24 protein-coding genes and 1 pseudogene are annotated in these 24,341 nt (G+C 70.8%); 11 read left to right on the top strand and 14 right to left on the bottom strand.

What is annotated here, in order from left to right; genetic code table 11:
* Positions 1-10 precede the first annotated feature (10 nt).
* On the bottom strand, positions 11-781 hold the full coding sequence (locus OG521_01640) for a MerR family transcriptional regulator (GenBank protein ID WUW19549.1): 771 nt from the start codon (positions 779-781) through the stop codon (positions 11-13).
* Positions 782-869: 88 nt separating this feature from the next.
* Between OG521_01640 and OG521_01635 the strand changes: the two genes are divergently transcribed.
* The 3 genes from OG521_01635 (at position 870) to OG521_01625 (ending at position 2,625) form a co-directional block, all read left to right on the top strand.
* Positions 870-1,451 (top strand): exonuclease SbcC, encoded by a 582-nt coding sequence (locus OG521_01635; GenBank protein WUW19548.1) that lies wholly within the window; start codon positions 870-872, stop codon positions 1,449-1,451.
* The gene (locus OG521_01630; GenBank protein ID WUW19547.1) at positions 1,448-1,966 is read left to right on the top strand and encodes a hypothetical protein; all 519 of its coding nucleotides are present in this window, start codon (positions 1,448-1,450) and stop codon (positions 1,964-1,966) included. The genes OG521_01635 and OG521_01630 overlap by 4 nt, the downstream gene beginning before the upstream one ends.
* 86 nt (positions 1,967-2,052) lie before the next feature.
* Positions 2,053-2,625 (top strand): hypothetical protein, encoded by a 573-nt coding sequence (locus tag OG521_01625; GenBank protein WUW19546.1) that lies wholly within the window; start codon positions 2,053-2,055, stop codon positions 2,623-2,625.
* 65 nt (positions 2,626-2,690) lie between these two features.
* On the opposite strand, the gene OG521_01620 is transcribed toward OG521_01625, so the two are convergent.
* From OG521_01620 to eno, 3 genes are all read right to left on the bottom strand, one after another.
* A complete protein-coding gene (locus OG521_01620; protein ID WUW19545.1) occupies positions 2,691-3,596 on the bottom strand; it encodes an NAD-dependent protein deacetylase in 906 nt (301 codons plus the stop codon).
* 42 nt (positions 3,597-3,638) lie between these two features.
* Entirely contained in the window at positions 3,639-4,613 is a 975-nt protein-coding gene (locus OG521_01615) for a beta-lactamase family protein (GenBank protein ID WUW19544.1), read from the bottom strand.
* A gap of 146 nt (positions 4,614-4,759) precedes the next feature.
* Positions 4,760-6,067, bottom strand: a complete 1,308-nt coding sequence (eno, locus tag OG521_01610) for a phosphopyruvate hydratase (protein WUW19543.1) — start codon at positions 6,065-6,067, stop codon at positions 4,760-4,762.
* Between the two features lie 176 nt (positions 6,068-6,243).
* Here eno and OG521_01605 point away from each other — a divergent pair, with 176 nt between their 5' ends.
* The gene (locus tag OG521_01605; protein WUW19542.1) at positions 6,244-6,666 is read left to right on the top strand and encodes a MarR family transcriptional regulator; all 423 of its coding nucleotides are present in this window, start codon (positions 6,244-6,246) and stop codon (positions 6,664-6,666) included.
* Between the two features lie 21 nt (positions 6,667-6,687).
* Here OG521_01605 and OG521_01600 read toward each other — a convergent pair whose 3' ends face one another.
* From OG521_01600 to OG521_01590, 3 genes are all read right to left on the bottom strand, one after another.
* Positions 6,688-7,737: a PhlD gene (locus OG521_01600; GenBank protein WUW19541.1), complete on the bottom strand. Its 1,050-nt coding sequence runs from the start codon at positions 7,735-7,737 to the stop codon at positions 6,688-6,690.
* Between the two features lie 180 nt (positions 7,738-7,917).
* On the bottom strand, positions 7,918-8,739 hold the full coding sequence (locus OG521_01595) for a helix-turn-helix transcriptional regulator (protein ID WUW19540.1): 822 nt from the start codon (positions 8,737-8,739) through the stop codon (positions 7,918-7,920).
* A 724-nt stretch (positions 8,740-9,463) separates the two neighbouring features.
* Positions 9,464-10,345, bottom strand: coding sequence for an SDR family oxidoreductase (locus OG521_01590; protein WUW19539.1), 882 nt, complete (start codon positions 10,343-10,345; stop codon positions 9,464-9,466).
* A 109-nt stretch (positions 10,346-10,454) separates the two neighbouring features.
* Here OG521_01590 and OG521_01585 point away from each other — a divergent pair, with 109 nt between their 5' ends.
* Complete coding sequence (locus OG521_01585) at positions 10,455-11,033, top strand: TetR/AcrR family transcriptional regulator (protein WUW19538.1); 579 nt, start codon at positions 10,455-10,457, stop codon at positions 11,031-11,033.
* Between the two features lie 46 nt (positions 11,034-11,079).
* On the opposite strand, the gene OG521_01580 is transcribed toward OG521_01585, so the two are convergent.
* Positions 11,080-12,471 (bottom strand): HAMP domain-containing histidine kinase, encoded by a 1,392-nt coding sequence (locus OG521_01580; GenBank protein WUW19537.1) that lies wholly within the window; start codon positions 12,469-12,471, stop codon positions 11,080-11,082.
* Complete coding sequence (locus OG521_01575; GenBank protein WUW26543.1) at positions 12,468-13,160, bottom strand: response regulator transcription factor; 693 nt, start codon at positions 13,158-13,160, stop codon at positions 12,468-12,470. The genes OG521_01580 and OG521_01575 overlap by 4 nt, the downstream gene beginning before the upstream one ends.
* A 436-nt stretch (positions 13,161-13,596) precedes the next feature.
* Here OG521_01575 and OG521_01570 point away from each other — a divergent pair, with 436 nt between their 5' ends.
* Positions 13,597-15,063 (top strand): amino acid permease, encoded by a 1,467-nt coding sequence (locus tag OG521_01570; protein WUW19536.1) that lies wholly within the window; start codon positions 13,597-13,599, stop codon positions 15,061-15,063.
* Between the two features lie 324 nt (positions 15,064-15,387).
* On the opposite strand, the gene OG521_01565 is transcribed toward OG521_01570, so the two are convergent.
* On the bottom strand, positions 15,388-15,930 hold the full coding sequence (locus tag OG521_01565) for a hypothetical protein (GenBank protein ID WUW19535.1): 543 nt from the start codon (positions 15,928-15,930) through the stop codon (positions 15,388-15,390).
* A gap of 321 nt (positions 15,931-16,251) precedes the next feature.
* Here OG521_01565 and OG521_01560 point away from each other — a divergent pair, with 321 nt between their 5' ends.
* The gene (locus OG521_01560; protein WUW19534.1) at positions 16,252-16,758 is read left to right on the top strand and encodes a hypothetical protein; all 507 of its coding nucleotides are present in this window, start codon (positions 16,252-16,254) and stop codon (positions 16,756-16,758) included.
* On the opposite strand, the pseudogene OG521_01555 reads toward OG521_01560, so the two are convergent.
* Positions 16,753-16,899, bottom strand: a pseudogene (locus tag OG521_01555) (IS5/IS1182 family transposase). The gene OG521_01560 and the pseudogene OG521_01555 sit on opposite strands and share 6 nt — an antisense overlap.
* Before the next feature lie 509 nt (positions 16,900-17,408).
* Between OG521_01555 and OG521_01550 the strand changes: the two are divergent.
* Positions 17,409-18,818, top strand: a complete 1,410-nt coding sequence (locus OG521_01550) for a ferredoxin reductase family protein (protein ID WUW19533.1) — start codon at positions 17,409-17,411, stop codon at positions 18,816-18,818.
* A 61-nt stretch (positions 18,819-18,879) separates the two neighbouring features.
* Complete coding sequence (locus OG521_01545) at positions 18,880-19,104, top strand: hypothetical protein (protein WUW19532.1); 225 nt, start codon at positions 18,880-18,882, stop codon at positions 19,102-19,104.
* 60 nt (positions 19,105-19,164) lie between these two features.
* Here the strand turns inward: OG521_01545 and OG521_01540 are convergent, their stop codons facing one another.
* Positions 19,165-20,148, bottom strand: a complete 984-nt coding sequence (locus tag OG521_01540) for a tetratricopeptide repeat protein (protein ID WUW19531.1) — start codon at positions 20,146-20,148, stop codon at positions 19,165-19,167.
* Between the two features lie 639 nt (positions 20,149-20,787).
* Here OG521_01540 and OG521_01535 point away from each other — a divergent pair.
* Complete coding sequence (locus OG521_01535) at positions 20,788-21,585, top strand: hypothetical protein (protein WUW19530.1); 798 nt, start codon at positions 20,788-20,790, stop codon at positions 21,583-21,585.
* An 80-nt stretch (positions 21,586-21,665) separates the two neighbouring features.
* Here the strand turns inward: OG521_01535 and OG521_01530 are convergent, their stop codons facing one another.
* On the bottom strand, positions 21,666-22,034 hold the full coding sequence (locus OG521_01530) for a VOC family protein (protein WUW19529.1): 369 nt from the start codon (positions 22,032-22,034) through the stop codon (positions 21,666-21,668).
* A 172-nt stretch (positions 22,035-22,206) separates the two neighbouring features.
* Here OG521_01530 and OG521_01525 point away from each other — a divergent pair, with 172 nt between their 5' ends.
* A complete protein-coding gene (locus OG521_01525) occupies positions 22,207-22,809 on the top strand; it encodes a TetR/AcrR family transcriptional regulator (GenBank protein ID WUW19528.1) in 603 nt (200 codons plus the stop codon).
* Positions 22,810-22,902: 93 nt separating this feature from the next.
* Here the strand turns inward: OG521_01525 and OG521_01520 are convergent, their stop codons facing one another.
* Positions 22,903-24,066 carry a DNA gyrase subunit B gene (locus tag OG521_01520; protein WUW19527.1) on the bottom strand — a complete coding sequence of 388 codons (1,164 nt, stop codon included), beginning with the start codon at positions 24,064-24,066 and terminating at the stop codon, positions 22,903-22,905.
* Positions 24,067-24,341: the final 275 nt, after the last annotated feature.

Raw genomic sequence — 24,341 nt, 5'->3', positions numbered from 1 at the left:
GCGCATCCTGTCAGGGCGCACTGACAGCCCGGTGCGCTGGCCGGAGCCGCTCCGGGGACGGGCGGAGCCCGTTGCCCCCCGATCGGCCCAAGGCGTCGAGGTAGGCGGAGAGCTGACCGGCGGCGGACAGCATGGCCAGTCCTCGGGACGTCAGGTCGCGCCGCCACGGCTCCAGAGTCCTGGCGAGCGCGTCGAGGCTGCCGACATCGCGGAGTTCCCGGAGGACGGTGGCGATGGTGCCCAGGGAGCGGCCTCCCCGGCGCAGCAGGTGCGCGAGCTCGGCGTCGCGTACGTCCTGCGCGACGTACCGGCGGTGACCGGTGCGCGGGTCACGTCGGGGGGCGAGGACTCCGGTGCGTTCCCAGGTGCGCAGGGTGGCCGGGGCGAGCGCGAGATGCCGGGCGACTTCGCCGATGCTGAACGGTTCCCGGGCGTCGTCGGCCGTCGCGCGGGTGCCGACGGCTCCGAGATGGGAGAGCGCCGATTCGACCGTGCGCAGCGTGGCGCGGTCGCGAGCCAGGAGCGCGTGTCCGTCGTCGACGTACTCCAGAGCTTCGTCGAGTCGTCCGGCGGTGGCGGCGTGCATGATGCGTCGGCTCGTCGAGGAACCGAAGGCGGGGACGAGTGCCACGTACGCAGCGAGGCCGGCGGCATGGGCGGCGGTGTAGTTCCGGTAGCCCGTCGGGCCGCGGCCGGCCGGCGGGATGATGCCGGCGTTCTCGTAGTTGCGGACCGTCTGCGTGGAGAGGTCGTGCCGACGGGCCAGGTCCACGGGTCGCACATGACCTCCGTTTGAGGGTTGCGGCGTGGAGTGGCGGAGAATTCCGGACAGAGTCTCCACCGGGCGTTCAAGGATACGATTCAGACTCATGGCACAGAGCAGGTACACCGTGTCCGGGGACTTCGACCTGACGACGGACGAGCTGCGCGTCGTGGCGCGCTACGTGGTTCAGCACGCGGAGGACGTCCTGCCGGTCTTCGAGCACGCCGTTCCGGATGATCAGCGCCCCCGCGCGGCGATCGACGCGGCCCGGGAATTCATCCACGGGGCCGGCAGGACGAAACTGCAGCGCGTCGCTTCCGCCGATGCCCATCGAGCCGCCAGGTCTGCGCCCTCCGAAGCCGCGCGACTGGCCGCACGCTCTGCGGGTGACGCCGCGTCGGCTGCGTACCTGCATCCCATAGCCCAGGCCGGCCAGGTCGGCCACATCCTCCGGGCGTGCGCGAGTGCTGCGCGCATCGGGGAGATGGAAGCGGGTGGGGATCCCGCGATCGCGGATGCCCTGTTGGAACGGTCACTTCGGCGTGCGACACCCGTGCTCGTCGATGTGCTCCGCCGATATCCGCCGGTGACAGGCGGCAGCAGCCGTGTCGCCCAGCTGATGAGCACCCTGGACCAATCCCTGCGCCGGACGGCCGGCAGGCCGACCGGCCGCCAAGGCGCGTCGTGATCCTCCCGAAGATCCGCGATCCCCGCTTCGTGACGATCCGCCGTGGCGGAACGCTCACGGATGCGGATCACCGACTCCTCGCCCTGTGGGCCGCCACCTGTGCTGAGCACGTCCTCGGCCTCTTCGAGTCCGTCCGCCCCATGGACCCGCGACCGCGCCGGGCGATCGAGCATGCCCGGGCCTGGACGCGCGGCGAGGTCGGGATGATGCGGGCTCGCGCGGCGGGCGGTCATGCGATGGGGGCGGCGCGCGACCTGAGCGGGGCGGCACGGCACGCCGCGTACGCCGCCGGCCAGGCCGGGGCCGTCGCCCACGTCGCCGCGCACGAACTCGGCGCGGCCGCCTACGCGATCAAGGCCGCGCGGGCGGCGGTACCGGAGGGCGAGAGCGAGACCGCGCGACGGGCCGAGTGCGAGTGGCAGCGCCGGCAGCTCCCGGATGCGATCCGCGAGCTGGTCCTCGACGATCAGCGGCTGCGCAACGACATCTGCTGGTCGGTGTTCGACCGTCACTAGTGAACGCGTTCAGTAACGAGCGTAGGGTGGCGGCGAATTGCCTGCGAGTGCATCAGGCGCGGTGTGCGCGGGGCGGAGTCGGGGGCGTGATGGCGCAGGTGGTGGACGGGCGCGCAACCGACCGGGTGGGGGCGGCGCCGTCGTCCGTGTCGATGGCTGTGCTGTGCGTGGTCATGCCCGCACTGACACCGGCGCTGTCGTGGACCGGACTGATCGGCGGTGCCTCCCCGGGAGGGCTACTGCTTCCCTTCGCGCTGGTGATCGGACTGCCTCTGCTCGTCGGCGCGAGCGCCCTGCTGACCGCCGTGTACATCCTGCCGACGGTGGCCCTGGGGCATTGGCTCGGGCGGCTCGCCGGCCACGGGAGGAAGTGGTGGTACGCGCTCGCGGGCACAGCGGTGGGGCTGCTGCCCGTGGTCGGGCTGCCCGCGGTGGCCCGGATGTCGCAGAGCGGGATTCATGAGTGGGGACGACTGGCCGCGGACGGGTTGCTGGTCGCCGCTGCCCTGTGGCTCGCTTCGGCGCCGGCATCCATCGCCGTCCACGTGACCGTGCTGCGCGAGGAAGCAGGGCGTCCGGTCCGGCCGGTGGGCGGCATCCTCCTCTGGGGGACCCTTGGGCTGACCGTCGAGGGCACCGCGTGGGTGATGTGCCTCTGACCGTCCGCCGGAGCCGAGCCCGAGTTGCTCTCCACCCTCCGGGCGCGGCCGACGGCTGGCTGCCCCTACGCCGTCTCTGCCGTTTCGTCGTCGATGCGGATGCCCAAGTGGCCGGCCACCGCCGTGAGAGCCGGTCCCAGGGGGAGTGCGATGCGGGTGGCGGCGAGTCGGTCGCCCCGTGTCGGGTCCCGGTTGATGATCAGTACCGGCGTCCCGGCCTGGGCCGCCTGACGGACGAACCGTAGCCCGGACATCACCGTCAGCGACGACCCCAGGACCAGGACCGTGGCGGCGCCCCGCACGAGTGCGCGGCAGTGCTCGACCCGTGGGAGTGGCACGGATTCGCCGAAGAACACGACGTCCGGTTTGAGGATGCCGCCGCAGACCGTGCAGGGCACGACGTGGAAGTCTCCGACCTGCTCGTCGGTGAGGTCGGCGTCGCCGTCCGGGTTGATGCCGGAGGCCACCGGTGCGAAGTCGGGATTGGCCTCCTCCAGGCGCCGGGCCAGTTCGCGGCGCCGGCTGGAGTCGCCGCACGTGAGACAGACGACCCGGTCCAGACTCCCGTGGAGTTCCACGACGTCCTCTCCGCCGCCCGCCTGGTGCAGTCCGTCGACGTTCTGCGTGATCACGCCCGACAGCAGGCCGTGCCGCTCGAACGCGGCCACGGCCCGGTGCCCGGCGTTGGGGCGGGCGCGGCCGAAGGTGCGCCAGCCGAGGTGGCTGCGCGCCCAGTACCGGCGACGGGCCTGGGCACTGGCGGTGAAGTCCTGGTACGTCATCGGAGTGTGCCGGCTCAGGCTCCCGCCCTCGCCCCGGTAGTCGGGGATGCCCGATTCCGTGGAGATGCCCGCCCCGCTGAGCACCAGCACACCGCCGGCACTCAGCGCTTCGGCGACCGGTTCCGGATCCGTGGTGGCGGGGGGCAGGTCTTCGGTGGGGGACCAGCTCAGGGTGGGGCGCATGCGCATGAGCCCCAGGGTACGGAACGGGCGGGCGCACCGGCGATCGCCTCAGGCGGCGAAGGTGTCGACCGCCACGGCGATGTCGTCCCCGGTCAGGGGCTGCTGCATGTCGCTGAGCAGCCGCGCCAAGGCGGGCAGGGCGGTCTCCTGGCCGGCGAGGGCCACACTCACGTAGTCCCGGTCCGGGACCAGGACCATGGCGGCCCGATAGCCGGGCAGGCGTCCGTTGAGATACATCTGGCCGGACGGCCCCAGGGCCCAGCCGAGCCCGTAGGCCATGGGGTCGTCGGACCGGGTGCGCGGACGGCGGATCTCCTCCAGGAGGGCCCGGTCGGCGAGCAGGCCCTCGCCGAGGGCCAGCAGCTCCGCCACCGATGACCACAGGCCCCCGCTGGGGCGACGGGTGCGCGGATAGCCGAGCAGCGGGAGTTCGGCCGTGCCGTCCCACCCGGTGACGTACGCGGCCGGGGCCTCGAAGCCCGTGCGTTCCAGGCCCCAGGGCCCGAGGAGGTTCTTCTCCAGCGCGTCCTCGAACGTCGTGCCGCTCAGGGCCGCGAGAACCGCGCCGACCAGGAAGTAGTTGCCGTTGTAGTAGGACCACCGCTCGCCGGGCTTCCGCTCGTTGCCGGCGCGGACCACGAGCCGGCCGGCCTCCATGAGCGCGCTGTCCCCCTCGCCCAGTGCCTGGACGGCTGCGGCGTCCACCGATTCGTGGAGTCCGGACACCTGCCCGAGTATCTGCTCGATGGTGAGGGCTTCGTCGGCCCGCCAGTCCGGTTCGAGGCCGGGAAGCAGTTCCATGACAGGTGTGTCCAACGGGATGCCCCGGTCCCGCAGCATGCGGACCAGGGCCGTGGAGGTGAAGGCCTTCGTCAGGGACGCGATGCGGAAGTGCGAATCCGGCGTCACCGCGAGCGCCCCATGCACGGCTGTCGCGCGTGTGCCCGCCATTGACGAACCCGCTGCCACCGCCGGGACATCGCGAAGGTTCGGCTGTTCTTCCATCAGCTTCTCAAGATTCACAGGGGGCATGCTAGTGACGGCGTTCCTGGCTCTCGGACACCGCCGTACCGGCGCCGGGCGCAGACCGCGCGCGGGGGAGTGCGCAGGAGCCACCGCCCCCCGCGTGGGCCCCGCCCGCGGTCTGCGCTCCTACCTCTGCCCGCTGCTCACGCCCGGCGCAGTGCGGAGCGGCCCGCGAAGCGTGCCGAGTCGCCCAGCTCCTCCTCGATCCGGATCAGCTGGTTGTACTTGGCCGTGCGGTCGGAGCGGGAGAGCGAACCGGTCTTGATCTGACCGCAGCCGGTCGCCACCGCCAGGTCCGCGATGGTGGTGTCCTCCGTCTCGCCCGAACGGTGGGACATGACAGCCGTCCAGCCCGCCTCGTGGGCCGTGGTCACAGCGGTCAGCGCCTCGGTCAGGGTTCCGATCTGATTGACCTTGACCAGGACCGAGTTGCCCACGCCGGTGCGGATGCCTTCCCGCAGCAGTGTCTCGTTGGTGCAGAACACGTCGTCGCCGACGAGCTGGCAGCGGTCGCCGACGCGGGCGGTCAGCTCGCGCCAGCCGTCGTGGTCGTTCTCCGCCATCGGGTCCTCGATGGAGACGACCGGGTAGGCGTCGACGAGCTTGGCCAGGTAGTCGGCGTTCTCGGACGGGTTGCGGCGCACTCCCTCGCCCGCGTAGTCGTACACCCCGTCGCGGAAGAACTCCGACGACGCCGGGTCCATCATCAGGGCGATGTCCGTTCCCGGGCGGTAGCCGGTGCGCTCGATGGCCGTCATCACGAAGTCGAGCGCCTCCTCGGCCGTCCGCAGCGCGGGTGCGAAGCCGCCCTCGTCGCCGACGCCCGTCGAGTGCCCGGCGGCCAGCAGATCGCGGCGCAGGGTGTGGAAGACCTCACTGCCCATGCGGACGGCCTCGGCGAACGTCTCCGCACCCACGGGCGCGATCATGAACTCCTGGAAGTCGAGCGGATTGTCGGCGTGGGCGCCGCCGTTGACGATGTTCATCATCGGGAGCGGCAGGAGGTGGGCGTCGGCCCCGCCGAGGTAGCGGTAGAGGGGCAGGCGGTGAGCCGCCGCGGCGGCCTTGGCGGTGGCGAGGGAGACGCCGAGGATCGCGTTCGCACCGAGCCGGGACTTCGTGGCCGTGCCGTCGAGGGCCACCAGCGCGGCGTCGAGCCCCGCCTGGTCCGCCGCGTGCCGGCCGCGCACGGACGCGGCGATCTCTCCGTTGACGTGGGCCACCGCGCGGTCGACACCCTTGCCGTGCCAGCGCGCGGAGTCGCCGTCGCGCAGTTCCACCGCCTCCCGGGCGCCGGTGGAGGCGCCGGAGGGAACGGCCGCGCGCCCCAGGGACCCGTCCGTCAGGACGACATCGACCTCCACCGTGGGGTTGCCCCGGCTGTCGATGATCCGGCGGGCGGTGACGGTCTCGATGGTGGCGTCGACGGTTCCGGTCGGCTGAGCGGACATGGGAGTCCCTTCCCGTTGTCGTGTGTCGGGGCCCTGGCTGCGACAGCGCTGGCGCTGAGCCCGACAACCCGAAACCATACAGCAATGCTGCTCAGTTTTGCTGTTCAGTTATGCTGTACAGCATGGCTGTACAGGTCAGGTGCGCAGCGTTGCTGACCAGCGGGGTAAAGTGCCCTATGCCCACCTCGGAAGCCGCTGCCATCGCCGCCGAACTGCGCACCGCGATGAGCAAGCTCACCCGACGCGTCAAGCACGAGGACCGCATCCCGCTGGGCCAGGTCGCCGTCCTCGGCGCACTTGACCGCGACGGTGCCATGACCACCAGCGACCTCGCAGCCGACCAGCGGGTGCGCCCCCAGTCGATGGCCCGGGCGGTGGGGCTGCTCATCGAACAGAGCCTGATCACGCGCCGTGCGCACCCCACGGACGGCCGAAAGTCGCTGGTCGAGCTCTCGGACGCGGGTAGGGCCGCGCTCGAGGCGGAGCGCGGCCGCAGGGCCGGTTGGCTCGCGCAGGCCATCGAGGCCGAACTCACCGATGAGGAGCGGACGTTGCTGGCACGGAGCGCCGCTCTGCTGGACCGGCTCGCCACCCGCTAGCCGGCCGGTCCGCGACGGGGGTCAGTCCTGCCAGGTGGCGCGGATGGCCGCCGTGGCGAAACCGGGCCCGTACGCGACGGTGACGCCGGCCGCGCCCGCGGGAGGCGGGGTGGTGTGGGTGCGCTCCAGTATCCGGAGGACGGAGACGCCGCCGAGATTGCCCTCTTCGGCGAGGGTGCTGGTGGAGTGCCGGGTGTCGTGCGCGTCGAGGCCCAGCGCGGTGGCGGTGTCGGTGATGATGCGCGCGCTGCCCGGGTGGATGACGCCGAAGTCGACGACACGCCGGCCGAGCCAGTCCAGGAGGTGGGGGAGGACGTCGTCCGCCGCGGTCAGCGCTTCCTTCGTGGAGTCGAAGTGGAAGCCGGTCGCGTCGGCCCGCCCGTTGTAGCGGGTGAGGCTGTGGGGGAGGACGTGCTCGTACGTGTCGGCGGGGGAGTCGACGGCCAGGCCGGGGCCCAGAGGGGTGCTGGTGACGAGGGTCGCTGCCGCGCTGTCCCCGAAGAGGGCCTTGTAGATCATGTGCTCCACGGCGTCGTCCTGGTGGTTGTACACGGCGGAGATGACCTCGGCGGCGACGACGAGGACGCGGATGCCGGGCCGCGCGGTGACCATGTCGACGGCCCGGATCAGGGCCTGGGTGCCACCGGCGCAGGCGAGCGTCGTCAGCGCAATGCGGCGGACGCCGGGTCTCAGGCCGAGGCGGTCGATGAGGTGGATGTCGAGGTTGGGGACGGCCCAGCCGGTGGAGTGCGTGGTGATGACCGCGTCCACGTCGTCCGGGGTGAGGTGATGGCGGGTCAGGGTGGTGCGGGCCGCCTGTACCGCCATGTCGACGGCGTCACCGAACGCGGCGGCGGCCCGGGCGTCGATGCCCGCGGTCCCGGACACGGTCGGGGCGTCGAGGGGGCGGGTGAAGTACCTGGTGTTCACACCGGTGTTGTTGACGATGCGGAGGATCGCGCCCAGGCGGGGATGGCCGGGGTGGTGGGCGCGGATGTCGTCGGCGATCTCCCCTGTGGTGACCTTGTGGGCGGGGAAAACAGTGCTGGGGCGGGCTATGTAGGCGGGCACGACATCCTCCGGCGGACAGGGTGCGGCGGCATGTGGGGGGTGACCACAACCTAAGGCACTCGAGCCGGGTATTGCCCCTGATCAGAGCAGCTTCGGGAACAGAACGTGCAGTCCGTGCCCCGGCGGGTTCCGTGGAGGGTCCGCCGCGGTTCCGTTGCGCCCCTTCTGGGTTCCGCCGGGTTACGGGGCGTGGAGTACGGGTACGCGGGAGTGCGCCCGACGGGCCCCGGGGTGGAACACGAGGACGATCAGGCGGGCGCCGGGCGCGGTCATGGGCTGCGCGGCGCACATCGTCACCCAGCCGGGGCCGTCGGAGGCGTGCAGGAGCGGGCGTTCGTCACCGTCGGGGTGGATATGGGCACCGCCGCTCTCCCAGATCGGTGCGCACGCGGGATCGACGGCGACCTCCTTCTCGATCCGGCGGAGCACTTCGTCGTCGGGCCGGGTGGCGAGCGCGGCCCGCAACTGGGGGAGTACGAGGGGCGCCCAGGCGGTCGCCCAGTCGGTGAGGGTGCTCCTTCCATCGGGGTCGAGGAGCATCCACCGCATGGTGTTCGCCGGGACCCGCCCGTTGGGGAAGAGGCGGGTGAACGGGGCGTTGTACGCGATCAGTTCCCACGAGGCGTCCGTCACGTAGGCCATGTGCGTCATGCCGTCGACGGCCTCCTGCCACACCCCGGGGACCTCCTTGCCGGAGCGGGGGGTGAGAGGGGAGGGCGGGTCGCCGATTCCCGCGTACCGGCACAGGGATACCCACTCCTGCTCGTTCAGCGCGAAGAGGACAGCGATGTCGCGCAGCAGGTCGACGGGCGGGTTCGGGTACGAGCCGGACTCGAGCCGCCGGTATGTGCCGAGGGTGCGGTGGCACAGCTGATCGACCTGGTGCTGGGACAGACCGGGGGCGCGCCGGCCTTGTCTCGCGGGACGCTGGAAGCCGTGGCCGGTCGGATCGATCAGGGCGCGGCGTTCCGTGAGGAGATCGCGCAGAGCCTTCTTGTTCATTCGTTGAAACCCCCCGGGTGTGAGACGTCGCGTGCGGCACGCAGCCTATTTATGTTCATGGGGCTTAGCGATAAAAACCGGCCGAAGATATCCATCTGTTGACCCGTCATGCTGGGCAGGTGCGAGACGCTGGCCTGCAGTCCTGCCGGACCGTGATCACAGTGCTGCATGTGCGGGATTCCATGACAAATCGCTACATGGCGTGTGCGGTGCGGTCGTTTGGCTGGAATTCCGTGGCCCGTTCAGAACGGTGACGGGAAGGGTTTGACCAGCAGACGGTATTCCACCCCGACGGGGTGGGCTTCACCGCACGTCTGCTGCTCCAACCCTTTCCGCCGCCCACTCCGATCCACGTATCGGGCGGGACGGGCTATGGGTGCGACCGGGGTCCCCTCGTCGGTCGCACCCATTCGCATGCCTGCCCTTGCCCCGTCGCAACGCCGCATCCGCTGGGCCTGGTTCGCCGGCCGGCCGGCACACGGAGCCCCGTACATGCAGATGCTGTGCAAGTGGGTCTGGTGGCAGCCCGTACCCCTGGCCGGGCGGCTGCCAGGTGTCCATCGAAGGCCCGGAGCCCACCGGCCCGCCGGGAGCGGGACGTACGTGATGACCGCCGCGGCGGGAGGGGAGCCGGTCCCGGCGCTCGCACGCCACCGATGGTGGAACAGGTGTCCGTGAAGCGTCGTCCCGGTGGCGTTGCCGGCCCGGGCCGGCGACCCGCCGGTCAGGACCCGATGTTCTCCAGGTCCTCCAGCAGGCTCGGGTGCTTCGGCTGCCAGCCGAGGGTCTGGCGGGTGTGGGCGCTGGACGAGGGCTGGTCGTTCGCGAAGACCGGGCCCAGCGGGCCGTACGTCTCCTCCGGCACCGACTCCACCGGCACACCCAGACGGCGGCCGATGACCGCGGCGATGTCCCGTACGGCGTCGCCCTCGTCGGCCACGGCATGCCAGGACGTACCGGCCGGCGCGGCCTCCAGGGCGAGGCGGAAGAGGACGGCCGCGTCGAGCGCGTGCACGGCCGGCCAGCGCTGGGTGCCGTCGCCCGGGTAGCCGGACACTCCGCTCTGGCGCGCGATGCCGGTCAGCATTCCGGCGAAACCGCCCGCGCCTTCGTTGTGCACCGTGCGCGGCAGCCGCACGGCCGCGGTCCGGACCCCGCGCGAGGCCAGGTCCAGGGCCGCCGTGACCGCGACGCCGCGGCCACCGACCGGGCCGTCGGTCGGCACCGGGTCGGTCTCGGTGGAGGCGCGGCCCGGCGCGGCGGGGGTTCCGGAGACGGTGACGAACGGGCGGTCGCTGCCGACCAGCGTCTCGCCGAGCGCGGCGATGGCGGCGCTCTCCTCGGAGACGGCCCGCGCGAGTGCTTCTGGGCTGCTGAAGTCGTTGCTGAACGCCAGGTGGATCACCCCGTCGGCCTGGGCGGCGCCTGCGCGCAGGACGTCCAGGTCGGTGAGGGAGCCCCGTAGCGGTTCGGCGCCGGCCGCCTCGACGGCCTGCGCGGAGGCGTCGGAGCGGGCGAGGGCGAGGACGGTGTGGCCGTTGCCGAGCAGTTCGGCGACGACGGTGGAGCCGATCAGACCGGTGCCACCGGTGACGAAGACGCGCATGGAACTCTCCCGCGGGTGATGAGGCTGGGGGGCCGACCGTGATGGGACCCTTGTCCCATCACTCTAACAGGGTGATGGGACAGGAGTCCCATCACATAGAATGAGACTCATGAGCCGATGGGAACCAGGAGCGCGCGAACGCCTCGTCGTGGCGGCGGTCGACCTGTTCAGCGAGCAGGGGTACGACGCCACGACGGTCGCGCAGATAGCCGAGCGCGCCGGGGTCACCAGGAGCACCTTCTTCCGGTACTTCCCCGACAAGCGGGAACTGCTGGTGGCGGGGCAGGAGACGCTGAGCCGGCTGCTGACCGAGGGCATCCACGAGGCCCCCGCCGACGACGCCCCGCTCGCCGCGGTCGCCGCCGGTCTCGAACGTGCATCGAGCACGATGGGCCCCATCAACCGGGAGCTCGCGCCGCGCCTCAAGGCGGCCGTCGCCGCCAGCACCGAGCTTCAGGAACGTGACGCACTCAAGAGCGTGAGCCTCGCGGCCGCGATGACGACCGCCCTGGTCGCCCGCGGAGTGCCCGACCCGACCGCCGCTCTCGCGGGCGAGCTCGGCGTGCTCGCCTTCAAGCGCGGGTACGCCCAGTGGTCCGAGGCCGACCCCGAGGCCAAGGAGGACCTCGCCGGCTACGTGCTGGCGGCCCTCGCCGAGCTGCGGAAGGCGAGCGCCTCGCTGGGCTGACGGCCGGCGACCGGGTTCGCCCGCGACGGGAGCCCGGCCGGGCCGGTCAGGACGGGGCGCGCCCCGGGTGGCTGCGGTGAGCGTCGGGAACGGTGAAGGCCGCCCGGAGCCCGCCGGCGGGGCTCGCGCCGAGGTGAAGTGAGCCGTCGTGGAGGTGCGCCTGCTGTTCCACGAGGGCCAGACCGAGTCCGGAACCGGGTGCACGGGTGCGTGGACCGCGGGTGAATCGGTCCTTCATGGCGGCGCGCTGACCTGGTGGGATGCCGGGACCGTCGTCGCTGACGGTGATCCGGACGGTGTGCGCCTCATGGGTGAGGCGGACGTCGGCGGTGCCGTCCGGGCGACCGTGGAGAGCGGCGTTGTCGAGGAGATTGTCGATGGCCAGGCGCAGCCCGACGGGCCAGCCGTCCACCGTCGCGGGCGCATCGACGGTGAGCCGGTAGGTAGTGGTGCGGTGGCGGCGGGCCGCGTGGGCGACGGCTTCGTCGAGGAGCTCGCCGAGGTCGACGGGGACACGGTCGGGCAGGGCGTGCGCGTCACCGCGGGCGAGGGTCTGGAGCCCGGTGAGGAGCGCGGTGATGCGGTGGTGCTCCGCGCCCATGGTTTCCAGTGCGCGGGCGCGCTGCGCTTCGGACAGCTCGGGGTTGCGCCGGAGGGTCTCGATCGTCATGCCGAGCGTGGTGAGGGGAGTCCGCAGTTCGTGGCCCGCGTCGGCGGTGAAGCGGCGGGTGGCCTCCATGCTGGTACGCAGCTGGTCGAGCATCCCGTTCAGGGCGCGGGAGAGGTCGGCGACTTCCTGGGGGCGGGTGATCTCGGGAAGGCGCGGGCCGGTGGTGTCGGCGCTGACGGCCAGAGCGCCGGTGCGCAGGCGCTGGAGCGGCTGGAGGATGATCCGGGTGATCAGCCAGACTCCCGCGGCGGCGACCACAGCGGCGGCGAGGGTGACGGCGGCGACGACGGCGGTGTTGTCGGCGAGACGGCGTTCGATCGGGTCGATGCCCTGGAGGACTTCGAGACGGTCACCGGCGCTGTTGAGGGGCTGGGTCAGAGTGCGCCAGGTCTGTCCGCCGGCCTCGACCGTGCTGTAGCCGTCGCGGGCCGGCAGCGGGAGCGGGGCGGGCGGGGTCTCGCCTCGCTGGGCGATGACCTGACCGTCGGAGATGAGACGGACCAGCGTCTGACTGCCGGCCAACAGCCCGCCGTAGTCGTCCTGTCCGCCGTCTCCGTCACCGTCGGCGTGGTCGCCCTTCCCCAGCAGCTTGTCGGCGTCCTGGTGGACCTTTCCGGCACGGGTGGCGAGCTGGCGGTCGACGTCGGCGCGGTCGCGGTGGTCGATCCGGGCGACGATGACCAGCCCGGCGAGCGCGACGACGACCGTGACCAGCACGGCGACCGCGACACTGATCCGGGTGCGCAGGCTGCGCGGGCGCCACTTCACGGGCCGGTGCGCAGGACGAAGCCGACCCCGCGAACGGTCCGCAGCACACGGGGACGGCCGTCCGCTTCGAGCTTCTTGCGGAGGTAGCCGATGAAGACATCCACGACGTTGGTGTCGACGTCCCAGGTGTAGCCCCAGACCTGCTCCAGGAGCTGGGCGCGGGAGAGGACCTGTCCGGGCCGGTGCGCGAGCGCCACGAGGAGATCGAACTCGCGCGTGGTCAGGGGCAGGTCGCGCCCCGCGCGGGCGGCCGTGCGCCGGGCCGGCTCGATCGTGATGTCGCCGATGACCAGGGGTCTGACGGCCGTCGACTCGTGCAGGCGGACCAGTGCGTGCAGACGTGCCGCCAGTTCGGCGACGGAGAACGGCTTGACGACGTAGTCGTCGGCTCCGGCCGCGAGTCCCGCGACCCGGTCGTCGACCTCGTCGCGGGCGGACAGCATGCACACCGGCAGCGTCCGCCCCTGCGTGCGCAGGGACCGGACCACCTCGATGCCGGACAGGCCCGGCATCGTCACGTCCAGCACGATCACCGCCGGCAGCCGCTCGGCAACCTGCGCAAGCGCGGCCCTGCCGTCCTCGGCGAGGCGCACCGTGAAGCCTTCCAGCCCGAGTCCCAGGCCCAGGGCCTCGCGCACGCCCGGATCGTCGTCCACCACGAGCACTTCCGGCCTGCCGGTCGCCGCCATCGTCACGCCTTTCTGCCTCTCCGGCGGCGCCCGCGGGATCGGGGGCTGCCCAAAGCCAAGGATGGGCGGCAAACGACAAGGAAGTCTAAGGACCACGCGGTCGACGGACCGGCAGCGCGGACGGCACTCCGGCCCGCACCCCTCACACCACGCGCCAAGGCGCGTACCTGGCCTCTTCCTGCCCAAGGCACCTGCCGCTGGTCAGCCGCACTGGCTGAGGGTGCGGGTCAGGCCGGGGTCGACGGCTCGCGCGGCGTTGCGTCCGGGTTGCCCGTCCGACCTGCGCGGCGTGGCGGGAGGGGGATCGGCATCCGCACAGCCGCACTCGCGAGTCGAACGGGAGATAGAGGCTGGAAATGGTGAAAATGGTGCACTGATCAGCCCCTGCCCGCGGTGTGCCTCGGGCAGGGGGAGCCCCGGGAGTGAGGTGGCCGCCGTGGCGGAGTCATCGTCCGCTGCGCAGGGCGATGCGGGACCCGTCGAAGCCGGCGGCTACCGGCAGGAGCTGAAGCGGACGCTCGGCTCCTTCCAGGTGTTCGCGATCTCGTTCGCGTTCATCTCGGTGGCGGTCGGCATCTTTGCGACTTTCGACGAAGTCCTGGTGACCGCAGGGCCGGTCGGGATCTGGCTATGGATCGTCGCCGCGGTCGGACAGACCCTGGTGGCGTTGGTGGTCGCCCAGTTCGCGGCCCGTATCCCGCTCAGCGGTTCCTCGTACCAGTGGGCCTCGCGGCTGGCCAGCCCGAAGATCGGCTGGTGGTTCGGGTGGCTGACCTTCTCGTACCTGGCGATCGGCGTGGTGGCGGTCGACAACGCACTCGCCAGCCAGGCGTTCATGCCGCTCGTCGGCATCGCGCCGGACGAGGACGCCGCGCGCCTGATCACACTGGTGGTGCTGCTCGTCCAGACCGTGCTGGCCGTGGCCTCCACACGTATCGTCAGTCTGATCAACACGGTCGCGGTCGGGCTCGAACTGGCGCTTGTCGTGGTGGTGGCGATCGCGCTCGTCATCGCCGTGGCCGTCACGGGCGACGGCGCGGTGGGCAACCTCACCTCGCGTGGTGTCGTCGAGAACGCCCCCGGCTATTTCGGGGTCGGCGGCGGGCTGATGCTTGCGATGATCATGGGGCTTGCGACGCTCGTCGGCTTCGACTCGGCGGCGAACCTGGCCGAGGAGGCCAAGGACCCGTTCCGCACCGTTCCGCGCGCGATCGTGGGGTCGGTCGTGGCGGCCGGGGTGCTGGGCATGCTGTTCCTCATCACGCTCACCATCGCGATCGACGACATCCCCCGCGTCAGCGCCGAGGGCTCACCGGTCGCGGCGATCATGCGCGACCAGCTCGGTCCGATGGTGGAGAGGGCGCTGCTGGCCGCCATCACCATCGCGTTCTTCGGCGCCGGGATCGTGGTGATGGTCGCGTGCTCGCGGCTGGTGTTCGCGATGTCGCGCGACGCGCGCTTCCCCGCCCACCGGCTGATGCGGCGGGTGAACCCCCGGACGAGGACGCCGATCCCGGCGACCGTTCTGGTCTTCGCTCTCGGCGTCGTCCTGATGGTCGCACTGCCGGGGGCCGCGCTGCTGGAGCTGATCACGGCCTCGACGATCCTCCCCGCCCTCACCTACGGCTCGACCATCGTGCTCTACCTGACGGTGCGCGGACGCCTGAGCCGGAAGAAGGGAGCCTTCGACCTCGGACGCTTCGAACTACCGGTCGCCATCTGCGCACTGCTGTGGACGCTCATCGCGTTGTTCGTTCTGGTGACCCCGGAAGAGGCCTTTGTCTCCGTGGTGATCGTGGTGGGCCTGCTCGTGCTCGGCGGCCTGTTCTTCCTTGCCATGCTGAGGTTCGACCGCCAGGCCATGGAGACCGAGCCGGGAGAGGCGGACTCTTTCACCGGCTGACCGGAGAACATAGCCTCTGTCCGAAGGGATCTCCCTCACAAGCCGCAGGGCGTGCAGTTAGTCAGCACGTGTGCGTGTCCGCTCAGTCCGGCTGCGTCTGGACGTCACCGCACACGGCGTGCCCCCGTTCGGAGAAGGCGTGGCACCCGCTGCAGGCGGAAGGCAGCGGGTGCGAGCGGGCACAGCAGGCCCACCTGCTCGGTGGTGCGGATACCGTCCTGCCCACCGGGCAGATGCTGACTGGATGTATTCAGGCATTCCGACAACGCGGCGAGGTCCCGTAGCTGTCGTCGTGCGCCCGCCAGGAATTTTGCGGGACAGCCCTTAGATGTCGCCGACGGCGAACTGGTCAATCGTCGCGGAGTAGCTGGTGACGCCGCCGAGCACGCACCCTGCGCCGAGTTCGATCAGGTTGCTGGTGGTGCGGCCGTTGGCGCGTGCGGTGCCTCCGGCGAAGGTGCCGGCGTCGATGGATCCGCCCTCCAGGGAGAAGGATGCTGAGTCGCCCCGGAACGTCGTCTGGTCGATGACCGTGCGCGTTCCGTCGTTCCAGTTGATCGTTGCCTTGGCGTAGCCGGGCCCGAAGGGCCCGGGGCACTTGGCGGTGAGGCCGGCCTCGAACCGGACCGTGCCGCCGGTGATCTCCGGGTGGGTGGCGGAGGAGCAGATGCCCATCTCACCGTTGGCGGAGAGCCGCACGGTGTTGTTGCTGAACGTGACGCCGGGGTTGAACTGCACGTTGAGGGAGCCGCCGTTGCAGATGACGTCGCCGATACCGGCCGGTTCGGCGGCCGCGGCCGGGCCGAGGGGGGAGAGCGCGATCAGCGTGGCGGCGGCAACGGCCGCCGAGACGAGGGGACTGCGCATGTGAGAGCCTCGATTTCACTTCTGGGACGGGAGTGATCATGAGAAGCGAACAGCCTTCAGTGCTCCCGGACCCTCCGCCCGCGCTCGAAGCTGCCACAGAGCCACCCGAACAGCACACACGCGGATAATCCAGGCCGTGTATCGAAGACGGTGGTCTCAGTGCTCGTTCGTGGCTGCAGGCGGCGCTGGACAGACGAGCCCGGGGTGGTGTGCGCCACCCCTCCAGCCGGAGAGTTGAACGCGTTTAACAGGCCTGGCAGGGTGTCTCTCCACGGCCGCTCCTATCATTTGGCCGATGCGGGCTGAGGATGGGAGGCCCTGATGACGGGCGGAAACAGGCTGCGGGCGTGGGGGGCGACCCTCAGTGGCTTGATGGTGGTTCTGGCTACTCTGACGGGGTGCAACCCCTATCAGTACTACGAGGGAACAGGCATCCACGACACCACGGCGGCCGCAGTCGCTGGAGGATGGGAAAACGTCGAGGGGACCCGCGTGCTGCTTCGCAAAGACGGGACTGCTCTTTTCGACAAGCTCGACGGACAGGACTTCGACTTCGATGACGGCTGGCGCCTCTCCGGCAGGGGAACCTGGCAACTGACCGACAACGGCGGCGGACAGGTCGTCCGCCTCGCACTGACAGCCCGGACCCGAGTGGAGAGCCGTTCCCCCTCGCCGGCCACTGACACCTCAACCCCTGAACCCCCGTCGACATACGCATGGTCCTTCTACGTGGACCGCGATCAGAACGACGAGTTGAAACTGTTCTTCTTCTACGGCGATCCCGACATCGGGAACACCTACGTGATGACGCGCAAGACAGAGTCATAGCCATTCGTTGATCGGGGCGACCAGCACAGTCGCCTCGAAGCGGACCGTCAGCTTGTCGTAGCGCGTGGCGACAGCGCGGCTCCTCTTGAGGCGGTCAATCCCGCACTCCACCGCATGACGCTCGCGGTATTCGGCCGGGTCGAAGCGCGGCGGCCGGCCGCCGCGAGAGCTGAGCCTCTGGTGGTTGCGTGCCTGGTCGACCTCGTCCGGAATGGTGCAGCGATCCCGCGGCTGCGCAGGTAGGTGCGGCTTTTGTGGGAGGCGTACGCCTTGTCAGCCCGCACTCGATCGGGACGGACGCGTGGCCGACCCGGCCCATGCGGGGCACGCGGACCCTGTCCAGGACAGGTTCGAACTGCGGCGAGTCCCCGCGCTGTCCCGCCGTGACAAGGATCGACGTGGGCTTTGGGCCCTGCTCGACGACCAGGTGCAGTTTGGTGGCGAACCCGCCGCGCGAACGTCCGAGCCCGTGATCACCCGGCTCGGTGAATACACCGCCCGGCGGTTCCTTCTGCAGGGGCCGAAGGCCGGCAGGGAGCCAGGAGCAGTGGGCTCTTAGAGCGGCCACAAGAACCGGGGCCAGGGTGAAGTCATGCCCCGAGCACCTGCGCGGGGCCGTCGCAGTCGTCCTGACGAAGGAAGCGGGCCTGATGACCCTGTCCACCATGCTGCCCCAGGCGCACCGCAAGCCACCCGGTCGTCGGCAGGGCCGGCGAGGGTTCAGCCCGGCCGACCCGCTCGGCGCGCTCGCGATCCTCTCCGCGGTTGCCGTCGTCGCCCTGTGGGTGATGAACCAGGGCGGTCCGCTGAGCCTCACCAGCCCGGACCGGGCGATGGGCTCCCTCGGGCTGCTCGCGGGGCTGTTGGCCAGCGACCTGATGATTCTTCAGGTCGTGCTGCTCGCCCGTATCCCCTGGGTCGAACGCTCCTGGGGCCACGACCTGCTGACCCGCCGCCACCGCCTGATCGGCTTCGCCTCGTTCTGGCTGATGATCGCCCACGTCGTCCTGTTCGCCGCCGAACGCGCCGTGCGGGGGCCGGCGGCGACGCTGACCGCCCTGGTGAGGGTGTTCATCACCGACTCGTGGATGCTGTTCGCCACCGTCGGCACCATCCTGCTGATCATGGTGGTCGTCACCTCGGTGCGCGCGGCACGTCGCCGTCTGCGGTACGAGTCCTGGCACCTGATCCACCTGTACTCCTACGCCGGGATCGCCGCGACGTTCCCCCACACCTTCGCCGACGGCGCCGACTTCCACGAGACCTGGACCCGCGTCTACTGGTGGTGCCTGTACGGCTTCGCGTTCGCCGTCACCCTTCTGTACCGCGTGGCCCTGCCCGCCTGGCGGTCCTTCTACCACCGCCTGCGGGTCGAATCCGTGGTCACAGAGGCGCCCGGTGTCGTCTCCGTCACCGCCGGCGGGCACCGGCTGGACAGGATGCGTGCCGCGTCGGGCCAGTTCTTCATCTGGCGCTTCCTCGACGGCCCCGGCTGGTCGCGCGGGAATCCGTACACCCTCTCCGCCGCGCCCACCCCCGACCGGATGCGCATCACCATCAAGGCGGCCGGCGACGGCAGCGAACGTGCGGCGCGCCTCGTTCCCGGCACCCGCGTCCTGATCGAAGGCCCCTACGGCACCCTCACCGCACGCAGGCGCACCCGCCCCCGCATGCTCCTGATCGCCGCCGGGATCGGCATCACGCCCATGCGCGCCCTCATCGAGGACACGCCCTACGCCCCCGGCGAGGCCACCCTCATCTACCGCTACAGCGAGGACCAGCACGCCGTGTTCGCCGACGAACTGCGCCGGATCGCTGCTCGCCGCGGCGTCGAACTGATCTTCCTCCCGGGCCCCCGCCGCGCCGGTACCTCCTGGCAGGCCGCAGTCCCCGCACACCTCGGCGACGACTCCGAGGTCCTCAACGGCCTCGTCCCCGACATCGCCCACTGCGACATCTACGTCTGCGGACCACCCACCTGGCTCACCGCCGTCCGCAAGGCCGCCCTCGGTGCCGGTGCCCACCGCGACCAACTCCACACGGAGGAGTTCGCCTGGTAGAAGGCGCGGCCCCACCGCCCCACCAACACCCCGCATTCATCTACCCACTTGGAGCACACTCGTGCGACGCATCACGATCTGGATCACCGCCACCCTGGCCGTGGCCGGCCTCCTGTTCGCCTTCCAGCTCAACGCCACCGGCACCACCGGCAAGTCCGGAGACGACGGCAACCACACCCAGCCCGGCGTCACCGCCCCTGCCGGCTCCGGCGAGGACCAGGGCAAACCCGGCGACGACACCGCCGGTGACGGCGATCACGCAGGCAAGCCCGGCGAGAACAAGTAGGTGACTGACCAGGACCCGCAAGGGCCCCTCTGGCCCCTCACCGGCCGGCAGGCCAGGCCTTCAGCTCCTTCGGATGTCCTGGGCGCGGGCAACGAGTCCCGGAGGCAGCTTCGGCCCTGCACACGCGTGGTCGAGCAGCAGGTTCCGGTACGCGGTGTCCGAGAGCTCCGGCGCCAGGTCGATCAGGGCCGTCAGATCGTCGGACGAACCGGACAGGCGCGTGCGATAGGCGGCGCCCGCCGCACGCAGGGAGACCTCGTGAGGCGCGTGTTCCAGACCCTGTTCGACGAGGGCCGCTGCTGCGGCGAAGTCGCCCTGCTCGGCACGGAGGTCTGCCAGGTCCAGGTGGAGGGACCAGTTGGCGGAGTCCAGGGCCAGGGCGTCCTCGAAGGCCTCCGCGGCCCGGTCCAGGTCGCCCGTCGCACGCCAGGTCGCCGCCCGCGCGACCGCGGTCCACATGACCCGGTCGACGGCATCGGCGCGGTCGCACAGGGCGAAGGACAGCGCGTACCGGCCGCAGGCCCGCGGCAACCGGGCCATGGCAGCCAGCGACTCCGGTACGGGGCTGCGCGCGGACACCACGTCGAGCGCACGGAACCAGGGCGCGAACCGCTCCCGCATCTCGTCGCTGTCCAGGTCATGGCCGTGGTCCAACGTCCGCAGACACGCCTCGGCCAGGGCCTCGGCACTCACCGTGCCGAGGAACCGCGCCTCGCCGAACCAGGGCGCCGCGCCCCACGGCACGTCGGGCCGCACGCCCGTGACCGAACCGAGGGCCATCACCGCGTCGTCCATGTTCCCTTCGAGGAACAGGAAGTACGCCTGTGCCAGCACGGAGCTCAAGGAGCCTTCCTCTTCGAGGCTCCCCCTGAGCTCCGGCCCCCGGTCCTGCCACAACTCGGCAAGGGCCGCATAGGACTCCGGGGCCGCCGGCGCCGAGGCGATCGCCCCCACCAGAAGCTTCACGGCGGCGACCGGGTTTCCGCCACAGTGGGCCAGCACCCGGGCGAGACCGACTCCCGCCGTCACAGACTGATTCGACATGGCCAGAGAATATCCATGGCCAGAGGTACCGTGAGCCCGCGCTGGGACAGCGGTGCCGCTGTCCAACGAACCGAAGGGTGAGCATGACTACTTGAAGAGCACCGGCAGAGCGACGCGGCTGGGTCAAGGCCGCGGCCTGGGAGACGGCCAGGGACGGTGATCGCTGGATCTGTGTGACGTGCGAGACCGCGGTCTGTTCCTACCGGTTCCGGTACTATCCGCCCGATTCCCCCATGTACGAGCGGTGCATCGGATTGGCATGGTGTTCCAAGTGCCGCGTCTACTCCGGTGCGATGGTCCACGTTCCCCGGACGCATATCCTCGTCGACGCGCTGGCGTCCCTCCCGACGGACGAGCGCGATCGACTGCGTCGTAGCGAGGCGAAACTCGTTGCCCACCTCGACGCCCGGGGCGCCGGTCGCATGTGATCGATGTCGCCCGGGCGGCAGGACGGCTCGGAGATCATCCCCATCACGCCGAGGGGGCACGGCTCGGGCTCTCCTTGCCTTCGGGTGCGACGCCGGACTCGCCTCAACGGAAACCCGGTGGTCCGTACGGACGGAGCTGCCTACGCTGCTCTGCGTGATCCCTGCCCTGCGTGTCCGTCGGCTTTTCCACGCTCTTGAGGAGTACCAGGGCGTGGACGTCCTTCGCGCAGTCGTCGATCCGTGGCTGGACGAGCACGCCGACGTCGTCCGGGAGGCGCTCGCACCGCTGGCCACCTTCGGCGGGTGGGCCAGGACCACGTACGAGTTCGGCGACCCCCTGGAGACGGCGTACGCGCTGAGCCGCGTCAACGATGCGCTGATCTACACGTTCCAGCCGCCGCTGCCGGCGGACGCCGAGACTCCTTGGGCACACGACATCCACCACCCGGAACGTTGGCCACCCGTCACCCCTGACCAGTACCTGGCCGCCTTCGCCCGGCTCGGCATGGCCCCGATCGGCGACGTCGCGTACGAACCGTTCTTCCACGAGGTCGTCCACGTTGCCGAGAGCGAGGCCCCGGGGGCGCCGGTCGAGATCACCGGGACCGTGTGGCCGGGCCTGATGTTGGGGGAGATGCTGTTCAGCCGCACCGGTGTCACCGTGCGTGCCGGTGCCCAGCACCTGGTCGCGGGCGTGGCGGACCGCTCACCGCTCTTCGACGTATTCATGCGCAGGTACCGGGAGACCTCGGACGAGTCGATGGGCTGGGGCAGCAACTCGCAGTGGAGAACCGACTTCCGCCGCGACTACGTCACCGACGACGCCTTCCACTTCGATGTCGACGAGGAGTTCGATTCGTCCCGGGACCAGTTCGGCGAGCCGAGAAAGCTGACTCCGGCCGAGCGGTCCGACCTGGTGCGGCACCGCTGTCTGACCCGTCCCCTCCAGGATCCGGATGCCTGGGAAACTGCCTGCCCGGGTGGGAGGCTCACTGTCCGGCGGGCCTGATCCTCGCGGAGGCCACGTTCAGCCGGGCCGGCATCGCGATTCCACGGTTCAGGGGCGGACCGCCATGGGTCACGGCCTGTTCAGGCCGAGCGCAGACAGAAGGGATGTCCGGCCGGGCTGGCGTAGACGCGGGAGCCCGGCCGGTCGGCTTCGACGACACCGGTGGTCGGCCGGAGCCGTCGGCCGCCTCCGCCGAGCACTCGCTGGTCGGCGGCTGCCGCGTCGTCCGTGGACAGGTCGACGTGCATCTGCTGGGCGGCTCCGTCGGGCCACTGCGGCGGCACATGCCCCGGTGCGTGCTGGATCACGAGCACGGGGAGGCCGTCGGCCTGTACGAAGTGGTGCGTTGCCGTCCTCGTGACCGAGCCGCCGAGCAGGTGGTGCCAGAACGAGCTCTCGCTCTCCAGGTCCGCGGCGTCCACGCTCAGTGATACCAGGTTGATGGTCATGATTGATGCCTCTCTTCGAGTGCGGCGCCGGTGGTGGGGCGGATGCGAGGCCGCCGCCCTCCGCCCGGCGGCGGCCCCGTTCCCGATCGGAGCGGCGTACGCTTCCATAAAGTGAACCTGACTCCGGAAACTGTACACACAACCTGAACCCGACTCATCTTATGGAGCACTGTTGCCGTCATCACGTCCGCTGCGCGCCGATGCACGCCGCAACCGCGAAGCACTCCTGGCCGCGGCGCGTGAGGCGTTCCTCGCCGACGACGAGGCCCATGTGGAGGAGATCGCCCGCCGGGCAGGTGTGGCAGTCGGCACCCTCTATCGCCACTTCGAAACGCGAGAGGCGCTCGTCGCGGAGGTCTACCGCCAGGAGGTCGCCGAGCTCTGCACCGCCCCCGCCCGGCTGCTCGCGGACCAGTCCCCGGACGAGGCCCTGCACACCTTCCTGCTGTTGCTCGTGGAGCACGCGGCCGTGGGGAGAGGGATGGGGCAAGCGCTGGAGAGCATCATGGCGACCGACTCGCCGGTCTTCGGCGACGCGCGAGAACAGATGGCCCGCGCGCTCGACGAGCTGCTCGCTGCCGGCGTTGCGGCCGGCCTGGTGCGCGGAGACGTGAGCGGGCTGGTGGTGCTGCGTGCCCTGGGTGGTGTGTGCGGGATGCGCGCCAAGGGCTGGGAGGACGATGCGGCACGCATCGTCGCGGTGCTCTACGACGGCTTGCGTTACGGTGCCGGGCGCCTGGGGCAAGGCCCGTCCGGCGGTCCACGGGAGCCCTAGGGGCTGTCCCGCCAGGAATTGCGCGACAGCCCTTTCGTGGCGCAGCGCGGCACCAGGCCGGGCAACCGGCGTACGTGCGCGCATGGTTGGTGCTCAGTCCCGCGCGACGCCCCGGACCATGCGGCCGATGACGGTCGAGGCCTGCTCAGGGTGCGTTTCCAGCCAGCCGCTGACGTGTTCCCGGACGGCCTCCTCGACGCAGAGGCGGGCGGCTCTGTTACCCAGGACGGCCCGGGTGGCGCCGAGGAACTCGGGGCGGTCCACCTTCACCGATACGACCGCGGTCAGGCCCGTGCCGATCTGGCCGGCGCTGAGATCCGGGTCCGCAGATGTGAGCAGCCCGCGCTCCCGTGCGTACGTGTTGACGGCGGCGGAGAGTCCGGCGCTGAAGCCCACCATGTGCGTGCCCCCCTGGTAGGTGGGCCGGCTGTTGGCGTAGCTCAGGACCTGCTCTTCGTGCGAGCCGGACCATCGAAGGGCCACCTCCGACGTGCCTGCCATCCGTGGATCCTCCCGTTGGAATGAGATGGCCTCCGGATGAACCGGTTTCCGGTTCTGTGCGTCGAGGAAGGCGACGAAGTCGCGTGCGCCGCCCGGAAACCGAAACCGTTCCGAGCGGGGTCGGTCCGGGACGCGTTCGTCGGTAAGAGTGATGTCCAGGCCCCGGTTCAGGAAGGCGAGTTCCCTGAAGCGCTCTGCCAGGGTGGTGAAGGAGAACTCGTTCGTTCCGAAGATCTCGGGGTCGGCCACGAACGCGATGCTGGTCCCGTGTCCGGTCGCAGGTCCCGCGGCTGTGGGCCGGGTGACCGCGATGCCGCGCGCGTACTCCTGGATCCACCGCGTCCCCTCGCGCCGCACTTCGACCGTGAGACGGCTTGAGAGCGCGTTGGTCACGCAGAGCCACGTGCCGTTGGAGTCCAGGGCCACGCTGTGACGCCCAACGGACCCCGCTCCGGCTTCCATGCCGGTGAGTTGGGCTTCGAGCCCCGGCGCCCCACCGGCCTCGGTCCGGAGGGGGCTGCCCGGTCCGTCGTCGGCGATACGCACGCCGCCATCGGGAGTCAGGGTGATGCCGATGGAGCCGACTCGGCCCTCCAGGGTCTCTTTCACGGCACGGTCGGCGACGTTGAACACCAGGTGGTGCAGGCCTCGCTCGCTGGTCGAGCCGATGTACATTCCCGGCCGTTTCCGAATGGCTGCCGGCGCCTCCAGGAACTCTGCGCGGGCGGCGTCGTACCTGACGGTTCTCTCACTCACGTGATACCCCTCCGAAGGTGTCCGGCAAAGCCCTCCCACCCTATGTGGATCCTCGTAAAGTGCCAGGTCAGGGACGGTTTCGCGAAGGTGTAAACGGGCGGTGGAGCGGCTTGTGGCAGGCGGTCGGCGAGGAGGTCCCGCACCAGGGCCAACCTGCGTTCAGCGCCCGCCCGAAGCCGCGCACGGCCCCGTTCCCAGCGGCTCGGAGGCCGCCGATTTCCGCTACGTGGCCGGGGTGGCGCAGCTATGTGCACCGGCGGCGTGCTGTGCCTCGA

Origin of the sequence: Streptomyces sp. NBC_01463, assembly GCA_036227345.1 — a bacterium.
Taxonomy (GTDB): Bacteria; Actinomycetota; Actinomycetes; order Streptomycetales; family Streptomycetaceae; genus Streptomyces.
This window is presented reverse-complemented; position numbering and strand designations above follow the sequence as displayed.

Excerpts from the sequence above, each read along its gene's own strand:
- OG521_01635 (WUW19548.1), top strand. The coding sequence starts at position 870 with ATGGCACAGAGCAGGTACACCGTGTCCGGGGACTTCGACCTGACGACG.
- OG521_01620 (WUW19545.1), bottom strand. The coding sequence starts at position 3,596 with ATGCGCATGCGCCCCACCCTGAGCTGGTCCCCCACCGAAGACCTGCCC.
- eno (WUW19543.1), bottom strand. The coding sequence starts at position 6,067 with ATGTCCGCTCAGCCGACCGGAACCGTCGACGCCACCATCGAGACCGTC.
- OG521_01605 (WUW19542.1), top strand. The coding sequence starts at position 6,244 with ATGCCCACCTCGGAAGCCGCTGCCATCGCCGCCGAACTGCGCACCGCG.
- OG521_01595 (WUW19540.1), bottom strand. The coding sequence starts at position 8,739 with ATGAACAAGAAGGCTCTGCGCGATCTCCTCACGGAACGCCGCGCCCTG.
- OG521_01590 (WUW19539.1), bottom strand. The coding sequence starts at position 10,345 with ATGCGCGTCTTCGTCACCGGTGGCACCGGTCTGATCGGCTCCACCGTC.
- OG521_01585 (WUW19538.1), top strand. The coding sequence starts at position 10,455 with ATGAGCCGATGGGAACCAGGAGCGCGCGAACGCCTCGTCGTGGCGGCG.
- OG521_01575 (WUW26543.1), bottom strand. The coding sequence starts at position 13,160 with ATGGCGGCGACCGGCAGGCCGGAAGTGCTCGTGGTGGACGACGATCCG.
- OG521_01565 (WUW19535.1), bottom strand. The coding sequence starts at position 15,930 with ATGCGCAGTCCCCTCGTCTCGGCGGCCGTTGCCGCCGCCACGCTGATC.
- OG521_01560 (WUW19534.1), top strand. The coding sequence starts at position 16,252 with ATGACGGGCGGAAACAGGCTGCGGGCGTGGGGGGCGACCCTCAGTGGC.
- OG521_01550 (WUW19533.1), top strand. The coding sequence starts at position 17,409 with ATGACCCTGTCCACCATGCTGCCCCAGGCGCACCGCAAGCCACCCGGT.
- OG521_01540 (WUW19531.1), bottom strand. The coding sequence starts at position 20,148 with ATGTCGAATCAGTCTGTGACGGCGGGAGTCGGTCTCGCCCGGGTGCTG.
- OG521_01530 (WUW19529.1), bottom strand. The coding sequence starts at position 22,034 with ATGACCATCAACCTGGTATCACTGAGCGTGGACGCCGCGGACCTGGAG.